This is a genomic window from Nocardia sp. NPDC005745 (assembly GCF_040630775.1).
Classification (GTDB): Bacteria; Actinomycetota; Actinomycetes; order Mycobacteriales; family Mycobacteriaceae; genus Nocardia.
The window spans coordinates 40640-55664 of the sequence record NZ_JBEXYF010000044.1 but is presented as its reverse complement, the minus strand read 5'-3'; the positions used below and the strand labels follow the sequence as shown (position 1 = coordinate 55664).

General features: G+C 68.1%; 13 protein-coding genes. 9 read left to right on the top strand and 4 right to left on the bottom strand.

The genetic code is table 11. The features are described from left to right. Positions 1 to 645, top strand: a 645-nt coding sequence (locus tag ABZ420_RS32335) for an acyl-CoA dehydrogenase family protein (RefSeq protein ID WP_357130910.1), incomplete at its 5' end; no start/stop codon positions are given. 227 nt (positions 646 to 872) lie between these two features. Here ABZ420_RS32335 and ABZ420_RS32330 read toward each other — a convergent pair. Beyond that, positions 873 to 1274, bottom strand: coding sequence for a nuclear transport factor 2 family protein (locus ABZ420_RS32330; RefSeq protein WP_357130907.1), 402 nt, complete (start codon positions 1272 to 1274; stop codon positions 873 to 875). Between the two features lie 71 nt (positions 1275 to 1345). On the opposite strand from ABZ420_RS32330, the gene ABZ420_RS32325 reads away from it, so the two are divergent. From ABZ420_RS32325 to ABZ420_RS32315, 3 genes are all read left to right on the top strand, one after another. Then, a complete protein-coding gene (locus ABZ420_RS32325) occupies positions 1346 to 2272 on the top strand; it encodes a LysR family transcriptional regulator (RefSeq protein ID WP_357130904.1) in 927 nt (308 codons plus the stop codon). Between the two features lie 131 nt (positions 2273 to 2403). Further along, positions 2404 to 3108: a nucleoside/nucleotide kinase family protein gene (locus tag ABZ420_RS32320; RefSeq protein WP_357130901.1), complete on the top strand. Its 705-nt coding sequence runs from the start codon at positions 2404 to 2406 to the stop codon at positions 3106 to 3108. Positions 3109 to 3204: 96 nt separating this feature from the next. Next, entirely contained in the window at positions 3205 to 3753 is a 549-nt protein-coding gene (locus tag ABZ420_RS32315; RefSeq protein ID WP_357130898.1) for a potassium channel family protein, read from the top strand. A 13-nt stretch (positions 3754 to 3766) separates the two neighbouring features. Here the strand turns inward: ABZ420_RS32315 and pgi are convergent, their stop codons facing one another. After that, complete coding sequence (gene pgi / locus ABZ420_RS32310) at positions 3767 to 5404, bottom strand: glucose-6-phosphate isomerase (RefSeq protein ID WP_357130895.1); 1638 nt, start codon at positions 5402 to 5404, stop codon at positions 3767 to 3769. Positions 5405 to 5519: 115 nt separating this feature from the next. Between pgi and ABZ420_RS32305 the strand changes: the two genes are divergently transcribed. Beyond that, a complete protein-coding gene (locus ABZ420_RS32305; protein WP_357130892.1) occupies positions 5520 to 6977 on the top strand; it encodes an NAD-dependent succinate-semialdehyde dehydrogenase in 1458 nt (485 codons plus the stop codon). A 210-nt stretch (positions 6978 to 7187) separates the two neighbouring features. Beyond that, positions 7188 to 8405: a hypothetical protein gene (locus ABZ420_RS32300; RefSeq protein ID WP_357130889.1), complete on the top strand. Its 1218-nt coding sequence runs from the start codon at positions 7188 to 7190 to the stop codon at positions 8403 to 8405. A gap of 159 nt (positions 8406 to 8564) precedes the next feature. On the opposite strand, the gene ABZ420_RS32295 is transcribed toward ABZ420_RS32300, so the two are convergent. Then, a complete protein-coding gene (locus ABZ420_RS32295) occupies positions 8565 to 8858 on the bottom strand; it encodes a chorismate mutase (RefSeq protein ID WP_062977356.1) in 294 nt (97 codons plus the stop codon). Between the two features lie 385 nt (positions 8859 to 9243). Between ABZ420_RS32295 and pcrA the strand changes: the two genes are divergently transcribed. Further along, positions 9244 to 11829 (top strand): DNA helicase PcrA, encoded by a 2586-nt coding sequence (gene pcrA / locus ABZ420_RS32290; RefSeq protein ID WP_357130886.1) that lies wholly within the window; start codon positions 9244 to 9246, stop codon positions 11827 to 11829. Positions 11830 to 11892: 63 nt separating this feature from the next. Further along, entirely contained in the window at positions 11893 to 12318 is a 426-nt protein-coding gene (locus ABZ420_RS32285) for a hypothetical protein (RefSeq protein WP_357130883.1), read from the top strand. Between the two features lie 73 nt (positions 12319 to 12391). Here the strand turns inward: ABZ420_RS32285 and ABZ420_RS32280 are convergent, their stop codons facing one another. Then, positions 12392 to 12964, bottom strand: a complete 573-nt coding sequence (locus ABZ420_RS32280) for a TetR/AcrR family transcriptional regulator (protein ID WP_357130880.1) — start codon at positions 12962 to 12964, stop codon at positions 12392 to 12394. A gap of 369 nt (positions 12965 to 13333) precedes the next feature. Between ABZ420_RS32280 and ABZ420_RS32275 the strand changes: the two genes are divergently transcribed. Then, a complete protein-coding gene (locus ABZ420_RS32275; protein ID WP_357130877.1) occupies positions 13334 to 14953 on the top strand; it encodes an MFS transporter in 1620 nt (539 codons plus the stop codon). Positions 14954 to 15025: the final 72 nt, after the last annotated feature.

Below are 15025 nucleotides of genomic sequence, written 5' to 3'. Positions count from 1 at the left end.
CTGATCGACCAGCCCGCGATGCGCAATGTGCTGGCCGATCTGGTGATCGAGTCCGATGCCGCGACCACCGTGATGATGCGGCTGGCCGGGGCCACCGACCGGGCGGGCCGGGATCCGGCCGAGGCGGCGCTGCGGCGCATCGCGCTCGCGGTCACCAAGTACTGGGTGTGCAAACGTGCGCCCGCGCACGCGGCCGAGGCGCTGGAATGCCTGGGCGGCAACGGGTACGCCGAGGAATCCGGCATGCCGCGGCTTTACCGGGAGGCGCCGCTGATGTCCATCTGGGAGGGGTCGGGCAATGTCGCCGCGCTGGACGCGTTGCGCGCCATGGGGCGTCAGCCGGAGACGGTCGAGGCGTACTTCGACGAAGTGTCGCGCGCCAAGGGCGAGAACCCGCGCCTGGACGACGCGATCGCCCGGGTCGGCAAGGAATTGTCGGATCTCGACGACATCGAATACCGCGCAAGGCGCGTCGTCGAGTTGATGGCGCTCGTGCTCCAGGGCGCTCAGCTCGTTCGCCACGGCCACCCCGCCGTCGCCGACGCCTTCTGCGCCACCCGGCTCGGCGACGACTGGGGCATCGCGTTCGGCACGCTGCCCACCGGCGTCGACACGGGCGCGATCGTCGAGCGCGCGTTCGTCTGAGCCTCCTGTGCCCTGGGGACCGGTTCGGGTTCCCAGGGGGTCGGAGCCGGGACTCGGGCCGCCGCGGTACGGAGGTGATCCGCGCGGACCGTATCGATCGGTATCCCGGCCGGACCGGGATCGTCCGCCCTGGTGGTCGCGATCGGACTCGGATACGAAGAGTCCGCAGGCGCCGTCGTCCACAGCATCGGTGCACGGGCGCCCGCTCCCACGGTTCGGTGCCGGTATCAGGCGGGCCGGGTCAGTACGCGCTCGACCAACGCCGTATTGCAGTATTCGACCACCTCGCGCAATTTCCCGTCGGCGACCCGGAAGTCGAAGCAGTAGGTCTGGTCGTAGGACTCCCCGCGTGTGGTCACCGCCTCGGCGCGGGCCCGCACGACGACGCGGTCGCCCTCGGCGATGATCGTCTGGGCGGCGATGCGGTACCCGGTGAACTGAGCCATCAGCGGACGCAGCAGTCGTTCCAGCACCGCGGTTTTCGGTTCCCAAGTGCCGCCCCAAGACCAGTCGCCGGGGAACACCCAGCGGAAGTCATCGGCCATGGCGTCGCTCAGCGCTCGGGTATTCCCCGAGGACATCTGCTCGAAGATGTCCGCGAGCAGCTTCTTGTTCTCGATCGCACTCATGAGCACGACGCTAGAGCCGCTCGACATATGCGACAAGCGATTGTCTCGCATATCTGGTATGAGCAATACGCATGAACGAGTTCACCGTGGCCGGTCTGCGCGTGGTGCGGGAGGCAGCCGCCTGCGGGTCCTTCTCCACCGCCGCGGAGAACCTCGGCTACACGCAGTCCGCGGTATCCCGGCAGATCGCGCTCATGGAGCGGGCGGCGGGCCGCGCGCTGTTCGAGCGACATGCCCGTGGCGTACAGCCCACCGAGGCGGGGCACGTCGTGCTGCGCCACGCGGAGGTGATTCTCGGGGAGCTGGAGCAGGCCCGGCACGACATCCGCCATCTCGCGGCGCGCCCAGCGGGCCGCCTGCGCCTCGGCGCGTTCTCGACGGCCATGGCCGCCCTGGTGCCCCGCGCGATCGCCGCCACCGCCGCCCGCGACCGGCAGTTGCGGATCTCGCTACGCGAGGGGCTCAGTCCCAGGCTGCTCACCGCCGTCGCGCGCGGACGCCTCGACCTCGCCGTGGTGACACCGCCGGACACCTTGCCCTCCGGCGTCGAGATCGAGCCATTGGTGGACGATCCGTTGCTCGTCGCGGTCGCGTCCACGCATCCGCTCGCGGGCGCTACCAGCGCGACGCCCGATCTGCTGCGCGACGAACGATGGATCGCGGGCAGCCAGGAGCCGTCCGCCACTCTCCTCGGTGCGTGGCGCGACCCCGGCTGGGAGCCGGAGATCGCGTTCGTCGCACGCGACTGGTTCGCCAAACTCGGCCTCGTCGCGGCCGGACTGGGCGTCACGGTGGTTCCCGGCATCGCCGTTCCCGTGCTGCCGCCGACCATCGCGCTGCTGCGGATCGATCACCCGGCCGCGGTCCGGCGCACCGTCCTCGCGCATCGCGGCGATCGCGGCGCCGCCGATCCGCGCGGGATGTTCGCCGAGGCGCTGCGCGACCAGGCGGCCGAGCTGTCGGCCCAGGTGCGTCGGCGCCTTCGCGATGGCGCGTGATCACCGGTTTCGCTATCCGCGACGAACGGCGCCGCCTTCCGCAGTTCATTCTGTGGACGGATGTGGACCACTGGCGGGCGGGCAGCGGCCGACGGCGGTACGGGCTCAACAGCGCCGGTAGAGTGGCGGCGATGGCAGGGGAGTTCGTCGAGAGACCGTTGAGCTGGTTGGCCCGGCGGGTGCGGGAGCGGGCCGGGCGGGGACGGTATCTGCTGGGCATCGCGGGGCCGCCGGGCGCGGGAAAATCCACCCTGTCGGTCGCGCTGCGCGACGCGATCAACCGCGAGGCGGGCGGCATGGTCGCCGAGATCGCGCCCATGGACGGGTTTCACCTGGGCAACGACATCCTCCGGGCGACGGGAAGTCTTGCTCGCAAGGGGGAGCCGGACACCTTCGACGTCGATGGTTACGTAGCGGGGCTGCGACGCTTGCGAACCACACCGGTGGGCGAGCCGGTGGCATGGCCCACGTTCGACCGGTCCGTCGACGCCCCGGTGCCCGGCGGCGTGGTGTTCGACCGGCAGTCCATTGTCCTCACCGAGGGCAACTATCTGCTGCTCGACGACTTCGGCACGCGTCGATGGTCAGCGGTCCGGGCGCTCCTGGACGAGTGCTGGTACCTGGACGCGGCGCGCGACGTGATCGGGGATCGCCTGCTGCGCAGACACATTCGCGGTGGTCGCACGCCCGCCGCAGCGCACGACAAGGTGCGCGACAGCGACTTGCGCAACGCGGATCTCGTCGCGGCCACCGAGCGGCGCGCCGACCTCGTGCTGCGCGTGGAGGAGGGAAACTACGCGGTGGCTGTCCAGCCACCGGGACTCAGCGCAGGGTGAGCGAGGTCTCGAACTCGACGTCCTCGGCCACATCCGGTGCGGTGACATCGGCGCGTGCGGCGGCTCACGCACTCCACCTGGCCCGATGATGAATCAATGACGGAGAATCGCGCAGGCGGCAGAGTCTCGGGTGTCCTGTTCAATGCGCTGGCCGTGGTGTGCGCTCTGCTGTTCTATTACTTTCTGCCGCTGGAGATCCAGCCGCTCGGCCGCCCCGCCGGGGTGCTCGGGCTCGTCGCCTTCGTCTTCGGGGTCGCCGGCCTGATCTGGCTGGCGCGGTGGCGCATCCGGCGGTACCTCCGCGATCCGCCGACGACCGCGGGACGGATCAACGACGTACTGCTCGTGGTCAGCGTCGTGGTGACGTTCTTCGCCCTGTACTACTACGTGCTCGAACAGCGCGCGCCCGGCCAGTTCGACGGCCTGCGCACCCGAACCGACTCGCTCTACTACACGATCGTCACCCTCGGGACCGTCGGCTACGGGGACGTGCACGCGGTCGGGCCCGCGGCGAAGGTGGCGACGATGGTCCAAGTCGTCTTCGACCTGGGCGTCATCGGTACCTTGATCGCGATCTCCACCTCGCGCATCGTCCAGCGACTCGACGAGGCACGACGCGAACCCCCGCCCGGCGGGGCCGCCTAGCGCGCGGACGAACTCAGCGGTGCGCGCGATACCAGCGAATGAGCGAATCCGTCGACGAATCGTCCTGCGCCCGCGGTTCTTCGGCCGCCGTGAGCAGCGGAGCCAAGGCGAGCGCCTGCTGCTTGCCCAGTTCCACACCCCACTGGTCGAAACTGTCGATGCCCCAGATGGTGCCCTCCACGAAGACCTGGTGCTCGTAGAGCGCGATGAGCTGACCGACGACCGAGGGGGTGAGCCGCGGCGCGAGAATGGTGGTGGACGGGCGGTTGCCGGGCATCACCTTGTGCGGCACGATCGCGGGATCTGTTCCCTCGGCAGCGATCTCCTCGGCGGTCTTGCCGAACGCGAGCACCTTGGTCTGCGCGAACAGGTTGCTCATCAGGATGTCGTGCATGCTGCCGGTGCCGTCGACGGTGGCCAGATCGTCGGTGGGCTGCGCGAATCCGATGAAATCGGCGGGAATGAGCCGGGTGCCCTGGTGCAGCAGTTGATAGAAGGCGTGCTGCCCGTTGGTGCCCGGTTCGCCCCAGAAGATCTCGCCGGTGGAGGTCGTGACCGGTGTGCCGTCGGCACGGACCGACTTCCCGTTGGACTCCATGGTCAATTGCTGCAAGTACGCGGGGAAGCGGGCAAGGTCATTCGAATAGGGCAGCACGGCATGGGATTCCGCCCCGAAGAAGTTCGAATACCAGACGCCGAGCAGGCCGAGCAGTACCGGAGCGTTCGCCTCCAGCGGCGCCTCGGCGAAATGCCGGTCCACGGCGTGCATACCCGCGAGGAATTCCGCGAAGCGCTCCTTGCCGACGGTCGCCATCACCGAAAGGCCGATCGCCGAGGCCACCGAGTACCGGCCGCCGACCCAATCCCAGAACCCGAACATGTTCTCGGTGTCGATACCGAATTTCGCGACACGTTCGGCATTGGTGGACACCGCGACGAAGTGCTCGGCCACGGCGTCCTCACCGAGCGCGGCGACCAGCCAGCGCCGGGCCGCGGTCGCGTTCGTGAGCGTCTCCAGGGTGGAGAAGGTCTTGGACGCGACGATGAACAGCGTGGTGGCCGGATCGAGCCCGTCCAGTTTCGCGACCAGATCGGCGGGATCGACGTTCGAGACGAATCTGGCGCCGATACCGGCGTCCTCGTAGTGCCGCAGCGCCTGATGCACCATGACCGGCCCCAGGTCCGACCCGCCGATGCCGATGTTGACCACCGTCGTGATGCGCTCGCCGGTCGCCCCGCGCCACGCGCCGGAGCGCAGCGCGTCGGTGAACTCGCCCATCCGCCGCAGCACCCGGTGCACCTCGGCGCCCGCGTCGACGCCGTCGATGATCATCGTCTCGCCTTCGGGCAGCCGCAGCGCGATGTGGCCGACCGCGCGGTCCTCGGAGGTGTTGATGTGCGCACCCCGGTACATCGCGTCGCGCCGCTCGGGCACGCCCGCCTCGCGCGCCAATTCCACCAGCAGATGCAGGGTTTCCCGGTTCACGCGGTGCTTGCTGTAGTCGATGTGCAGGTCCGCCACCTGGACGGTCAGCTCGCTGCCCCGGGCCGGATCGTCGGCGAAGAACTCCCTGAGGTGTCGTCCGGCGACGGTGCCGTGGTGATCGTGCAGTTTCCGCCATGCCGCCGTCGCGGTGATGTCGCTGCTCACGTTCGCCGAGACTACAAGCAGGCACCGCCGCGCGCACGGGTGCCTGCGTGGAGAGTCGGCCGGACCGGCTCGCGTTCGGCGTTTGCGCTTCCATCGCGAGGCCTAGGCTGGCGTCATGGTGTCCGAACGTGAACTTCTCGAATCCGTACCGAAGCAGTTGTGGATCGCAGGGCGGCCCGTCGACGCCACCGGCGCGGGCACCTTCCCGGTGCACAATCCGGCGACCGGCGAGGTGCTGACGCACGTCGCGGACGCGACGCCGGAGGACGCGATGCGCGCGCTCGACGCGGCCGTCGCGGCCCAGGACTCGTGGGCGGCCACGCCCGCCAGGGAGCGCGGGGAGATCCTGCGCGCGGTGTTCGAGCGGATTACCGCCCGCGCGGAGGAGTTCGCCCTGCTGATGACCCTGGAGATGGGCAAAGCGCTGCCGGAGAGCCGCAACGAGGTGCGCTACGGCGCGGAATTCTTCCGCTGGTTCAGCGAGGAGGCCGCCCGGGTGCACGGGCGCTACCTGCACGCTCCTTCCGGCACCGGCCGGATCGTGGTGCACAAGCAACCGGTCGGCCCTTGCCTGGCGATCACCCCGTGGAACTTCCCGCTCGCCATGGGCACGCGCAAGATCGGCCCAGCGCTGGCCGCGGGCTGCACGATGATCGTCAAGCCCGCCTCGGCGACGCCGCTGACCATGCTGCTGCTTGCGAAGCTGTGCAGCGAGGCGGGGTTGCCCGACGGCGTCCTGTCCGTGCTCACCTCCAGCCACTCCGGCGCGGTGACCCAGCCGCTGCTCGACGATCCGAGGCTGCGCAAGCTCACCTTCACCGGCTCCACAGAGGTGGGCAAGAAGCTGGTGGAGAAATCCGCGAACCGGTTGCTGCGCACCTCGATGGAACTCGGCGGGAACGCGCCGTTCGTGGTGTTCGACGACGCCGACGTCGATGCCGCCGTACAGGGCGCGATGCTGGCGAAACTGCGCAACGGCGGCGAGGCGTGCACCGCCGCCAACCGTTTCCACGTGCACAACAGCGTGCTCGACGAGTTCACCACCAAGTTGGTCGAGGCGATGGAGAGCAGCGTTCGGCTCGGGCCGGGCGCCGATCCGGACACCACACTGGGTCCGCTGATCAACGAGGAGCAACTGCGTACGGTCGGCGAACTCGTGGACGACGCCGTCGCGGCGGGCGCGCGGGTACTGATCGGCGGCAAGGCGCCCGACGGCCCCGGCTGGTTCTATCCGGCGACGGTCCTGCGCGACGTCCCGCCGCAGGCCAGGATCCTGCGCGAGGAGGTGTTCGGCCCGGTCGCCCCGATCGTCGGTTTCGACACCGAGGAGCAGGGGCTCGCCGCCGCCAACGACACGGAATTCGGACTGGTCAGCTACGTCTACACGCGCGACCTCGACCGTGCCCTGCGGATTGCCGAGGGTCTGGAATCCGGCATGGTGGGCGTAAACCGCGGCGTCATCTCCGACCCGGCTGCTCCTTTCGGCGGCGTCAAGGAGTCCGGCTTCGGCAGGGAGGGCGGCACGGAGGGGATCGAGGAGTACCTGTCCACCAAGTACATCGCGCTCACGTGAGAGAGTGCCGCGGGTTCCGCATTCCCGAAGGCGCCCGCTCGCGCACCTGAGAGTCGGCGGGCACGCGCGCACCTGGCCGGTCTGCGCTGGCGCGACTGCCCCATGCTTTCGGGGGGCGACTGCGTCGATCATCGACATTAGCCTCGACTCGGGTTTCGATGAGGGGCGAAGAGCTGATGATGAGATGGTGCGGGCGCCGGTGATGCCTGATTGAGCAACGGCATTATCAAAGTCTTCCTGCAGGCCGTGGACGATTTGAAACGGTTGACCAGGAGGGAAGCCAAGGGCGTCGCCGATATGAAAACAGGCGCGGCCCGCGCGTCCCGGCAAGTCGCCGAGGCACACACGCACGGCGACGCCGACGGTGCTCTCGCGATCCGGCGTCGATGGTCCTCGGCGGGCGGCGAGGCCGATGCCAGGCGGGATTTGTGCCCCCCGCCGCCGGACCGAGCGTCGTTGGACCAGGCCCGACGGCGACTCGACGCCGAATTGAGTCGACGTTTCGGCGAGAAGGGACCGATCGGCGACGATTGGTCCGACTTCATAGCCCACCGTCGGCTGTCCCGGCTGGAGCAATACGCCCTCATCGACAGAAGAATCGAAAGATCAGCGGCTTCTCTCGGCCGGGACAGTGCCGAGTTACGTGAGCAGATGCGTCGAGAGCTGAAGGAAGCGCTCGACGGGAAACCCCTCGCGATCCGGGTCCGCGACGACGAACTCGTGGCCATCCTCGGGGAAGGGCGAATCAGGGGCGCTCGCAACCCCGTCGGCGATCGCGCTCATGCCGAAGAAGAGTGGTTCGGCCCGCACGTCCACGACAACCCACCCGTCTACGGCTACGTCGCCGTGGACGGAGTGCGCCCATCACAACCGGGCCTCATCGATGCGTTGTCGGAGCTGAACTACGGAGACAATCAGATCTATCTGAAGCCGGAGGTCCGGTCCCGAGCGACCATCACGTTCGGTGACTCGCTGGTGGAGCGGGACCTGGCGATACCCTCTCCCGTGGACAACCCGTCGGAATACTCCTATGGCGCCGGAATGAACGGGCTCGCTCCGATCGGCCGCGACTATCTCGGAGCGGACTTTCGCGCCAACCACTTCATCGAAGCCCAGATGTTCGACCTGACGACCGCGGACATAGATTTCATCGGGTTGCACCAGCCACCCAGTGCGGCCGTGCGAGAGGCGTTGGACCAATCCGGAATAGATTGGCGTGTGCTGGACAATCGCACGATCGCGGCGGAGGGCAGCCCCGCGGAACGAGCGGCCGCGATCGAACGGACGAGTCAAGACCTAGAGCATCTTCGTCATGTGCATCCCGTTATGCGCTCGCATGCCGAACCGCTCGAAGCCGAGCTGAGGGCCGACCTGCGGGCACTGAACGATTCCGCCGCGGGTGATGGACCGGCCGTGGATCCCGGATAGCGTCGGTGGGGCACCATCCACCGAGCCGACGATCTGGAAACCTTCCGCCCCGGGTGGTAGGCGGCCTGGGCGGACATGAAGCGACCGCCCCGGGGTGCATGTACACCCGGGGCGGCCAGGGGAAGCGACGGTCCGGCGAGCGCGCCGCGTGCTCTCAGTTCAGTGGCCGAGACGACCGCGGCCTAGGCGAAGCAGCAGCATGGCGAGAGTGTGGCCTTCCTGGCCGAGCTCGCTGAAACGCTCCAGCACCTTCATCTCGCGACTGTGCACAAGGCGCGGCCCGCCCGACGCCATGCGCGTCCGGCCGATGATTCGGGAGATCTCCGTCCGGCGCTTGATCGCGGCCAGGATCTCGGCGTCGAGACGATCGATCTCCTTGCGGAGCTTGTCGATCTCGGCCTCGGTCTGCGGCAGCGCCGATTCGGACCCGGTCGTCGTGGCAGGGGTGCTCATCATTCATCTCCTCGTGTCAGAACATGGATCGGGGCGTGCTCGCGGCTCGTTACCGATCGGTTCTTTCACCGTGAAACAGACCTGGTGGGGCCTCGTATTGTCCCCCCAGAAAGGTGTGCTCAGGTACAGGCTCCGCGATCCCGGCGTTCGGCTGGCAGCCGAATCGGATGTCTGGCGAAAGCGCTGAGCATGTCGCCAGTGTGCCACGGGCTGGGGGGTATGCAAAACATATACGTTTGGGAATCGCGTGAGATTCGCAGGTTGTTTCACCCGCCCTTCCCACCAGCGGGAGTTCACTCGCCGTTCAGCCATCCGGCGCCGAACCGATACCGATCTCACCCGGGGCTTCATCTGTGTCGGTGGCCGCCGGTAGCGTGGATGGACGATGGACATCACGGTGGCTCCCAAGACGCAGGCCGGTCGGATCGTGCACCCGGATCCGGCATCGAAACCGCAGTTCGCCGGCGGTAACGCGGCGGAGGGGTCGCAGCCCGCCGCCGTCGGCGCGGCGCCGCCGACCGACGCGGAGCGCGAGCGGCAGCGCGCCGAGCGGGAACAGCGGCGCGCCGAGGAGACCGAGCGGCTGCTCGACGGCTTGAATCCGCCGCAGCGCGCGGCGGTCGTGCACACCGGATCCCCGCTGCTCATCGTGGCGGGCGCGGGCTCGGGCAAGACGGCGGTGCTCACCCGTCGCATCGCCTACCTGCTGGCCGCCCGCGGCGTCACGCCGGGCCAGGTGCTGGCCATCACGTTCACCAACAAAGCCGCCGCGGAGATGCGGGAGCGGGTGACCGGACTGGTCGGCCCGCGGGCGAATGCCATGTGGGTGTCGACGTTCCACTCCAGTTGCGTCCGCATCCTGCGCACCCAGGCGGCGCTGCTGTCCGGGCTGAACTCCAACTTCTCGATCTACGACGCGGACGATTCGCGGCGCCTGCTCACCATGATCAGCCGCGACCTCGACATCGACACCAAGAAGTACTCCGCGCGCCTGCTGGCGACGGCGATCTCCAATCTGAAGAACGAACTCATCGATCCGGCCCGCGCCACCGCCGACGCGGAATCCGACGACACCGAGCTGCCCGGCCTGGTCGCGCGGGTCTACACCGAATACCAGCGCAGGCTGCGCTCGGCGAACGCGCTGGACTTCGACGACCTCATCGGTGAGACGGTGGCTTTGCTCCAGAATCACCCGCAGGTCGCCGAGTACTACCGCCGCCGGTTCCGGCATGTGCTGGTGGACGAGTACCAGGACACCAACCACGCGCAGTACGTCCTGGTCCGCGAGCTGGTCGGCCACCACGTGGAAGACGGCGCCGACGACCGGGTACCGCCGAGCGAACTGTGCGTCGTCGGCGACGCCGACCAGTCCATCTACGCCTTCCGCGGCGCGACGATCCGCAATATCGAGGAGTTCGAGCGCGACTTCCCCGACGCCGAAACCATTCTGCTGGAGCAGAACTACCGCTCCACCCAGCACATCCTCTCCGCCGCCAACGCGGTGATCTCGCGCAACGAGAACCGGCGCGAGAAGAAGCTGTGGACCGATTCCGGCGAAGGCGATCTGATCACCGGCTACGTCGCCGACAACGAACACGACGAGGCGTCGTTCGTCGCGCGCGAGATCGACCGGCTGGTCGACCAGGGCGAGGCCAACTACGGCGACGTCGCCGTGTTCTACCGCACCAACAACAACTCCCGCGCGCTGGAAGAGATCTTCATCCGGATGGGCCTGCCCTACAAGGTGGTCGGCGGCGTCCGCTTCTACGAGCGCAAAGAGGTGCGCGACATCGTCGCCTACCTGCGGGTGCTGGAGAACCCGGAGGACGCGGTGAGCATGCGCCGCATCCTGAACACGCCGCGCCGCGGCATCGGCGACCGCGCCGAAGCCTGCGTGGCGGTCCATGCCGAACAGCGCGGCATCGGTTTCGCCGCCGCGCTGCGCGACGCCGCGGAAGGCAAGGTGGCGCTGCTGAACACGCGCGCGCAGCGAGCCATCGCGGGCTTCCTGGAGCTGCTCGACGACATCCGGGCCGCAGGCGAACGCGCGGAGTCCGACTTTCCCGATGTCGGCAACGTCGTGGAAGCGGTGCTCGAGCGCACCGGTTATCGCGCCGAACTGGAGGCCTCCGACGACCCCCAGGACGGCGCCCGGCTGGACAACCTCAACGAGCTGGTCAGTGTCGCGCGGGAGTTCAGCTCGGAGGCGCAGAACAACGCGGAGGCCGCCCGGCAGGAGGGGCTGCTGCCCGAGGTGGGCGAAGGGGAGCCGGATCCCGGTTCGCTCGCCGCGTTCCTGGAGCGGGTCTCGCTGGTGGCCGACACCGACCAGATCCCGGACGAGGGCTCCGGCGTGGTCACGATGATGACGCTGCACACCGCCAAAGGCCTGGAGTTCCCGGTGGTGTTCGTGACCGGTTGGGAGGATGGGCAGTTCCCGCACATGCGGGCGCTCGGCGATCCGACCGAGCTGGCCGAGGAACGCCGCCTCGCCTACGTGGGCATCACCAGGGCCCGGCAGCGCCTGTACCTGACGCGGGCGGTGGTGCGGTCCGGCTGGGGGCAGCCGGTGTCGAATCCGGAATCGCGTTTCCTGCAAGAGATCCCCGGCCACCTCATCGACTGGCGCAGGCTCGAGCCCGCCGGATCGCCCGGAACGAGGGGGCTGCGGCGTCGCGGCGGTGACGACGACGGGCTGGAACGGGATTGGACGCGCGGCGACGGGTGGTCGGAGCCACGACCCGGCTTGCGCGATCGCGGCCCGCGCAGGCCCGCTCCCGGCGGCGCGACCCGCAACAACACGAACTTGGTGCTCGCCGTGGGCGATCGGGTCAGCGACGACAAATACGGTCTCGGCCGGGTGATCGCCGCGGAGGGCTTCGGGCCGCTGGCCACGGTGACCATCGACTTCGGCACCGCGGGCAAGATCCGGTTGATCCCGCAGTACAGCCGGACGCTGGTCAAGCTCTGAGCTACCGGGTTCGGGCCTTCGGACCCTGCCGCGCGGACGCGTTCCGCCGGTAGGGTCCGCGCTATGGACACGGTCGCGCAGCACATCCTGTGGTTTCTGCCCATGTTGTGGCTCGGCATGGTGCTGGCCATCTCGTTCCTGGAAGCGCCGCTGAAGTTCCGTGCCCCCGGGGTCACGCTGCCGCTGGGACTCGGCATCGGCCGCTTGGTGTTCCGTGCGCTGAACGCCGCGGAGGCCGTGCTCGCCGTGCTGCTGATAATCGCCGCGCTGATCACCGGCCCCGGCAAGCCGACCTGGTTGTGGCTGGGCGTGGCCGTGGTGCTGCTGGCCGTCCAGATCCTCGTGGTGCGCCCGCCGCTGTCCCGCCGCGCCGATCGCGAGCTGGCGGGCGAGGATCTGCCGCGCTCGCCCGCGCACTACTGGTACATCGGCCTGGAGATCGCCAAGGTCATCGCGTTGCTCGGTCTCGCGATCGCGGCCGCACCATAGGCGTCCACCTACGTTGCTGTCATAGCTGACCGCTCATAGCCGTACGCGTCCGTTGTCTCGAGAGGCGGCGTGGTCAGGGTGCCTCGAGATGGATTCCGAGCAGTTCGCGGAGCTGGTCGTAGGTGCGGTTGAGGGGTGCGATGCTGCGATCCGCGATCGACATCATGACTGCACCCTCGATCGCCGCGATTGTCGTGGTCGCCAGGCTCTGGGCTGTCCGGGTCGGTACGCCCTGTGCGATGGCTTTCTCGGCCAGGTGGTGTTCCCAGCGCCGGAATGCCTGGCTGGATAGTTCTCGGGCGGCCGGTGCTTCGCTTCCGCCGTATGCCGCGGCGGCGATCGGGCACCCGGACTCGTAGTCGCTGGTAACCAGCACCCATTTCCAATACTCGACGAAGGCCCGCAGCATTTCCTGCGACGAAAGCGTCTCGGCCATCTGCTCGATCATCTGCTCGATCCAGGCGCCTGCGGTCCGGACGGACTCCTCGATCAACTCCGACTTTCCGCCGGAGAAATGCTTGTAGATCGATTGTCTTGCGGTGCCGCTGTGCTCGAGCAGATCGGCCACCCCGGTGCCGGCCACCCCCCGGCGTCTGATCAGCTCGATCGCGCTCTCGATCAAGCGCCGTCGCGCATCCGCAGCCATGAGCCTCTTCCCCTCTGTACAGGCCATCCAGCCTAGCGACGCACCGAACAGTAGACCATCCAGTCTTCTGGATGGAGTCTCGGCTCCGGATCTCTTCGAAGAACCCGCAATCCCGCGCTTGCGATAGACCAGGCGTTCTATTACGCTGCCGTTAGCGTTACGCTAAGTAACATCAATCTGTCGGAGGGAACCGGCCCGAACCCCACCGCGGGGCCTGATATCGGCGTCCCACAAAAGGCGGTGCTCTCGCGGAATCGAGCTGCCCCGCCGGCATCCCATGGCTGCCGGTCCGGGGTGGCTGTCGCCGGGCCCCGTCGGCTGCCACTTTCCGAGTTGGCCCGTATTGCAAAGACGAGGAGTCGATTTCCCATGCCCCACTCATCCGTCGCCGAGCCGGCCGCACGGGCTGTGCACACCGCAACCCCGAGCACGCGGGGGCGGTGGCAGGCCCTTGTCGTCATCTGCGTCGCGGAATTGCTCGTGGTACTCGACAACACCGTCGTCAACGTCGCGTTGCCGTCCCTGGGTGTGCAGTTACACGCCGGTTTCAGCGGATTGCAGTGGGTTGTCGATGCGTACACGCTCGCCTTCGCGGGCTTGCTGCTGGCGTTCGGCCACCTCGGAGATCGTTACGGCCGACGCAAGGTGATGATGCTCGGACTGGCCGGCGTCGCGGTGATGTCTCTGGGTGGCGCGTTGGCGACCGACCTGGGACAGGTGATCGCCGCCCGCGCCGCTATGGGAGTGTTCGCCGCCGCTGTATTCCCCGCGACGTTGGCGCTGATCATCAATATCTTCACCGACGTCAGGGAACGGACCGTCGCCATCGCGGCGTGGACGGCGATGGCGGGCTTCGCCATCGCGATCGGGCCCACCGCGGGCGGCTGGCTACTCGAGCACTTCTCCTGGCACTCGGTCTTCTGGGTCAACGTTCCCGTCGCCATGATCGTCCTGCTTCTCGCCCGCGTACTGCTTCCGGAGTCGAAGGCCGCACACACCGGCAGGCTCGATGTGATCGGCATCGCCCTCTCGCTCCTGAGCGTCACCACCTTGGTGTGGACCATCATCGCCGCGCCGCATCAGGGCTGGCTTTCCCCGATCAGCCTGACGTGCTTCGTCTTCGCCGCGGTCTGCTTCGCGGTGTTCGTCCGATGGGAGATGCGCACTGCCTCGCCCGTACTGAACATGAACCTGTTCCGGATCCGGCGATTCTCCCTGCCCGCGGTGGCGATCGCGGTCGGCTACTTCTCCATGTTCGGATTCTTGTTCATGATCACCCAGTACTTCCAGGGGGTGATGGAGCTGTCGCCGCTGCAATTCGGGTTGCACTCGCTACCGTTCGCCGTGGCCATCGCCGTCGGCGCCCCATTGGCCACGCTGATCGCCCAGAAGGTCGGCACCACGGCGGTCATCGTCCTCGGTCTGGTGGTGATGAGTGTCGGGATGTTCATCGCCGGGCAGGTGAAAGTGGAGACACCGTATGTGGGTCCTGTGCTCGTCTCGATGGTGCTGATGGGTCTAGGGCTGGCGATCGTGCAGGGCCCGGCGACCGACTCGATCATGTCCTCGGTGGCCCTCGACGAAGCGGGAGCCGGTTCGGCGGTCAACGACACCACCCGCGAGGCGGGCGGGACCCTCGGTGTCGCGGTGCTCGGATCGATCGTGGCGTCGGTGTACACCACCGAGGTCGGACCGCGCATCGATGCCATCCCGGACTTCCTGATGACCACGAACGAGAAGGGCTTCGCCCGCGAAAGCGTCATCGCTGTACTCGAAATGGCCAAGCGTCCCACCAACCCCGCCTTCGCCCAGCAGAAGGCCGACCTGATCTACGCGATGAAAGCCGCGTCGATGGAGGGATTCCAACTCGCGTCCTACGTGACGGTTTCGGCGTCGCTGATCGTCGCGGGTGCCATTGCCATCTTCCTGCCATGGAAACCCGCCGGCGACTCCATGCTCCTCGTCTGGAAGCGCAAGCCCAAGCCCTGAAGGGGGCTGGCAGGCCGGCGAAACCCCGAATCGCCAGCAGGCGCCTGGCCTTCCCAACAGCCCACTACCCAA

Bases quoted from the DNA above. Each gene is read 5' to 3' on its own strand.
- ABZ420_RS32330 (WP_357130907.1), bottom strand. From the start codon at position 1,274: ATGAGTGCGATCGAGAACAAGAAGCTGCTCGCGGACATCTTCGAGCAG.
- ABZ420_RS32325 (WP_357130904.1), top strand. From the start codon at position 1,346: ATGAACGAGTTCACCGTGGCCGGTCTGCGCGTGGTGCGGGAGGCAGCC.
- ABZ420_RS32320 (WP_357130901.1), top strand. From the start codon at position 2,404: ATGGCAGGGGAGTTCGTCGAGAGACCGTTGAGCTGGTTGGCCCGGCGG.
- ABZ420_RS32315 (WP_357130898.1), top strand. From the start codon at position 3,205: ATGACGGAGAATCGCGCAGGCGGCAGAGTCTCGGGTGTCCTGTTCAAT.
- ABZ420_RS32305 (WP_357130892.1), top strand. From the start codon at position 5,520: ATGGTGTCCGAACGTGAACTTCTCGAATCCGTACCGAAGCAGTTGTGG.
- ABZ420_RS32295 (WP_062977356.1), bottom strand. From the start codon at position 8,858: ATGAGCACCCCTGCCACGACGACCGGGTCCGAATCGGCGCTGCCGCAG.
- pcrA (WP_357130886.1), top strand. From the start codon at position 9,244: ATGGACATCACGGTGGCTCCCAAGACGCAGGCCGGTCGGATCGTGCAC.
- ABZ420_RS32285 (WP_357130883.1), top strand. From the start codon at position 11,893: ATGGACACGGTCGCGCAGCACATCCTGTGGTTTCTGCCCATGTTGTGG.
- ABZ420_RS32280 (WP_357130880.1), bottom strand. From the start codon at position 12,964: ATGGCTGCGGATGCGCGACGGCGCTTGATCGAGAGCGCGATCGAGCTG.
- ABZ420_RS32275 (WP_357130877.1), top strand. From the start codon at position 13,334: ATGCCCCACTCATCCGTCGCCGAGCCGGCCGCACGGGCTGTGCACACC.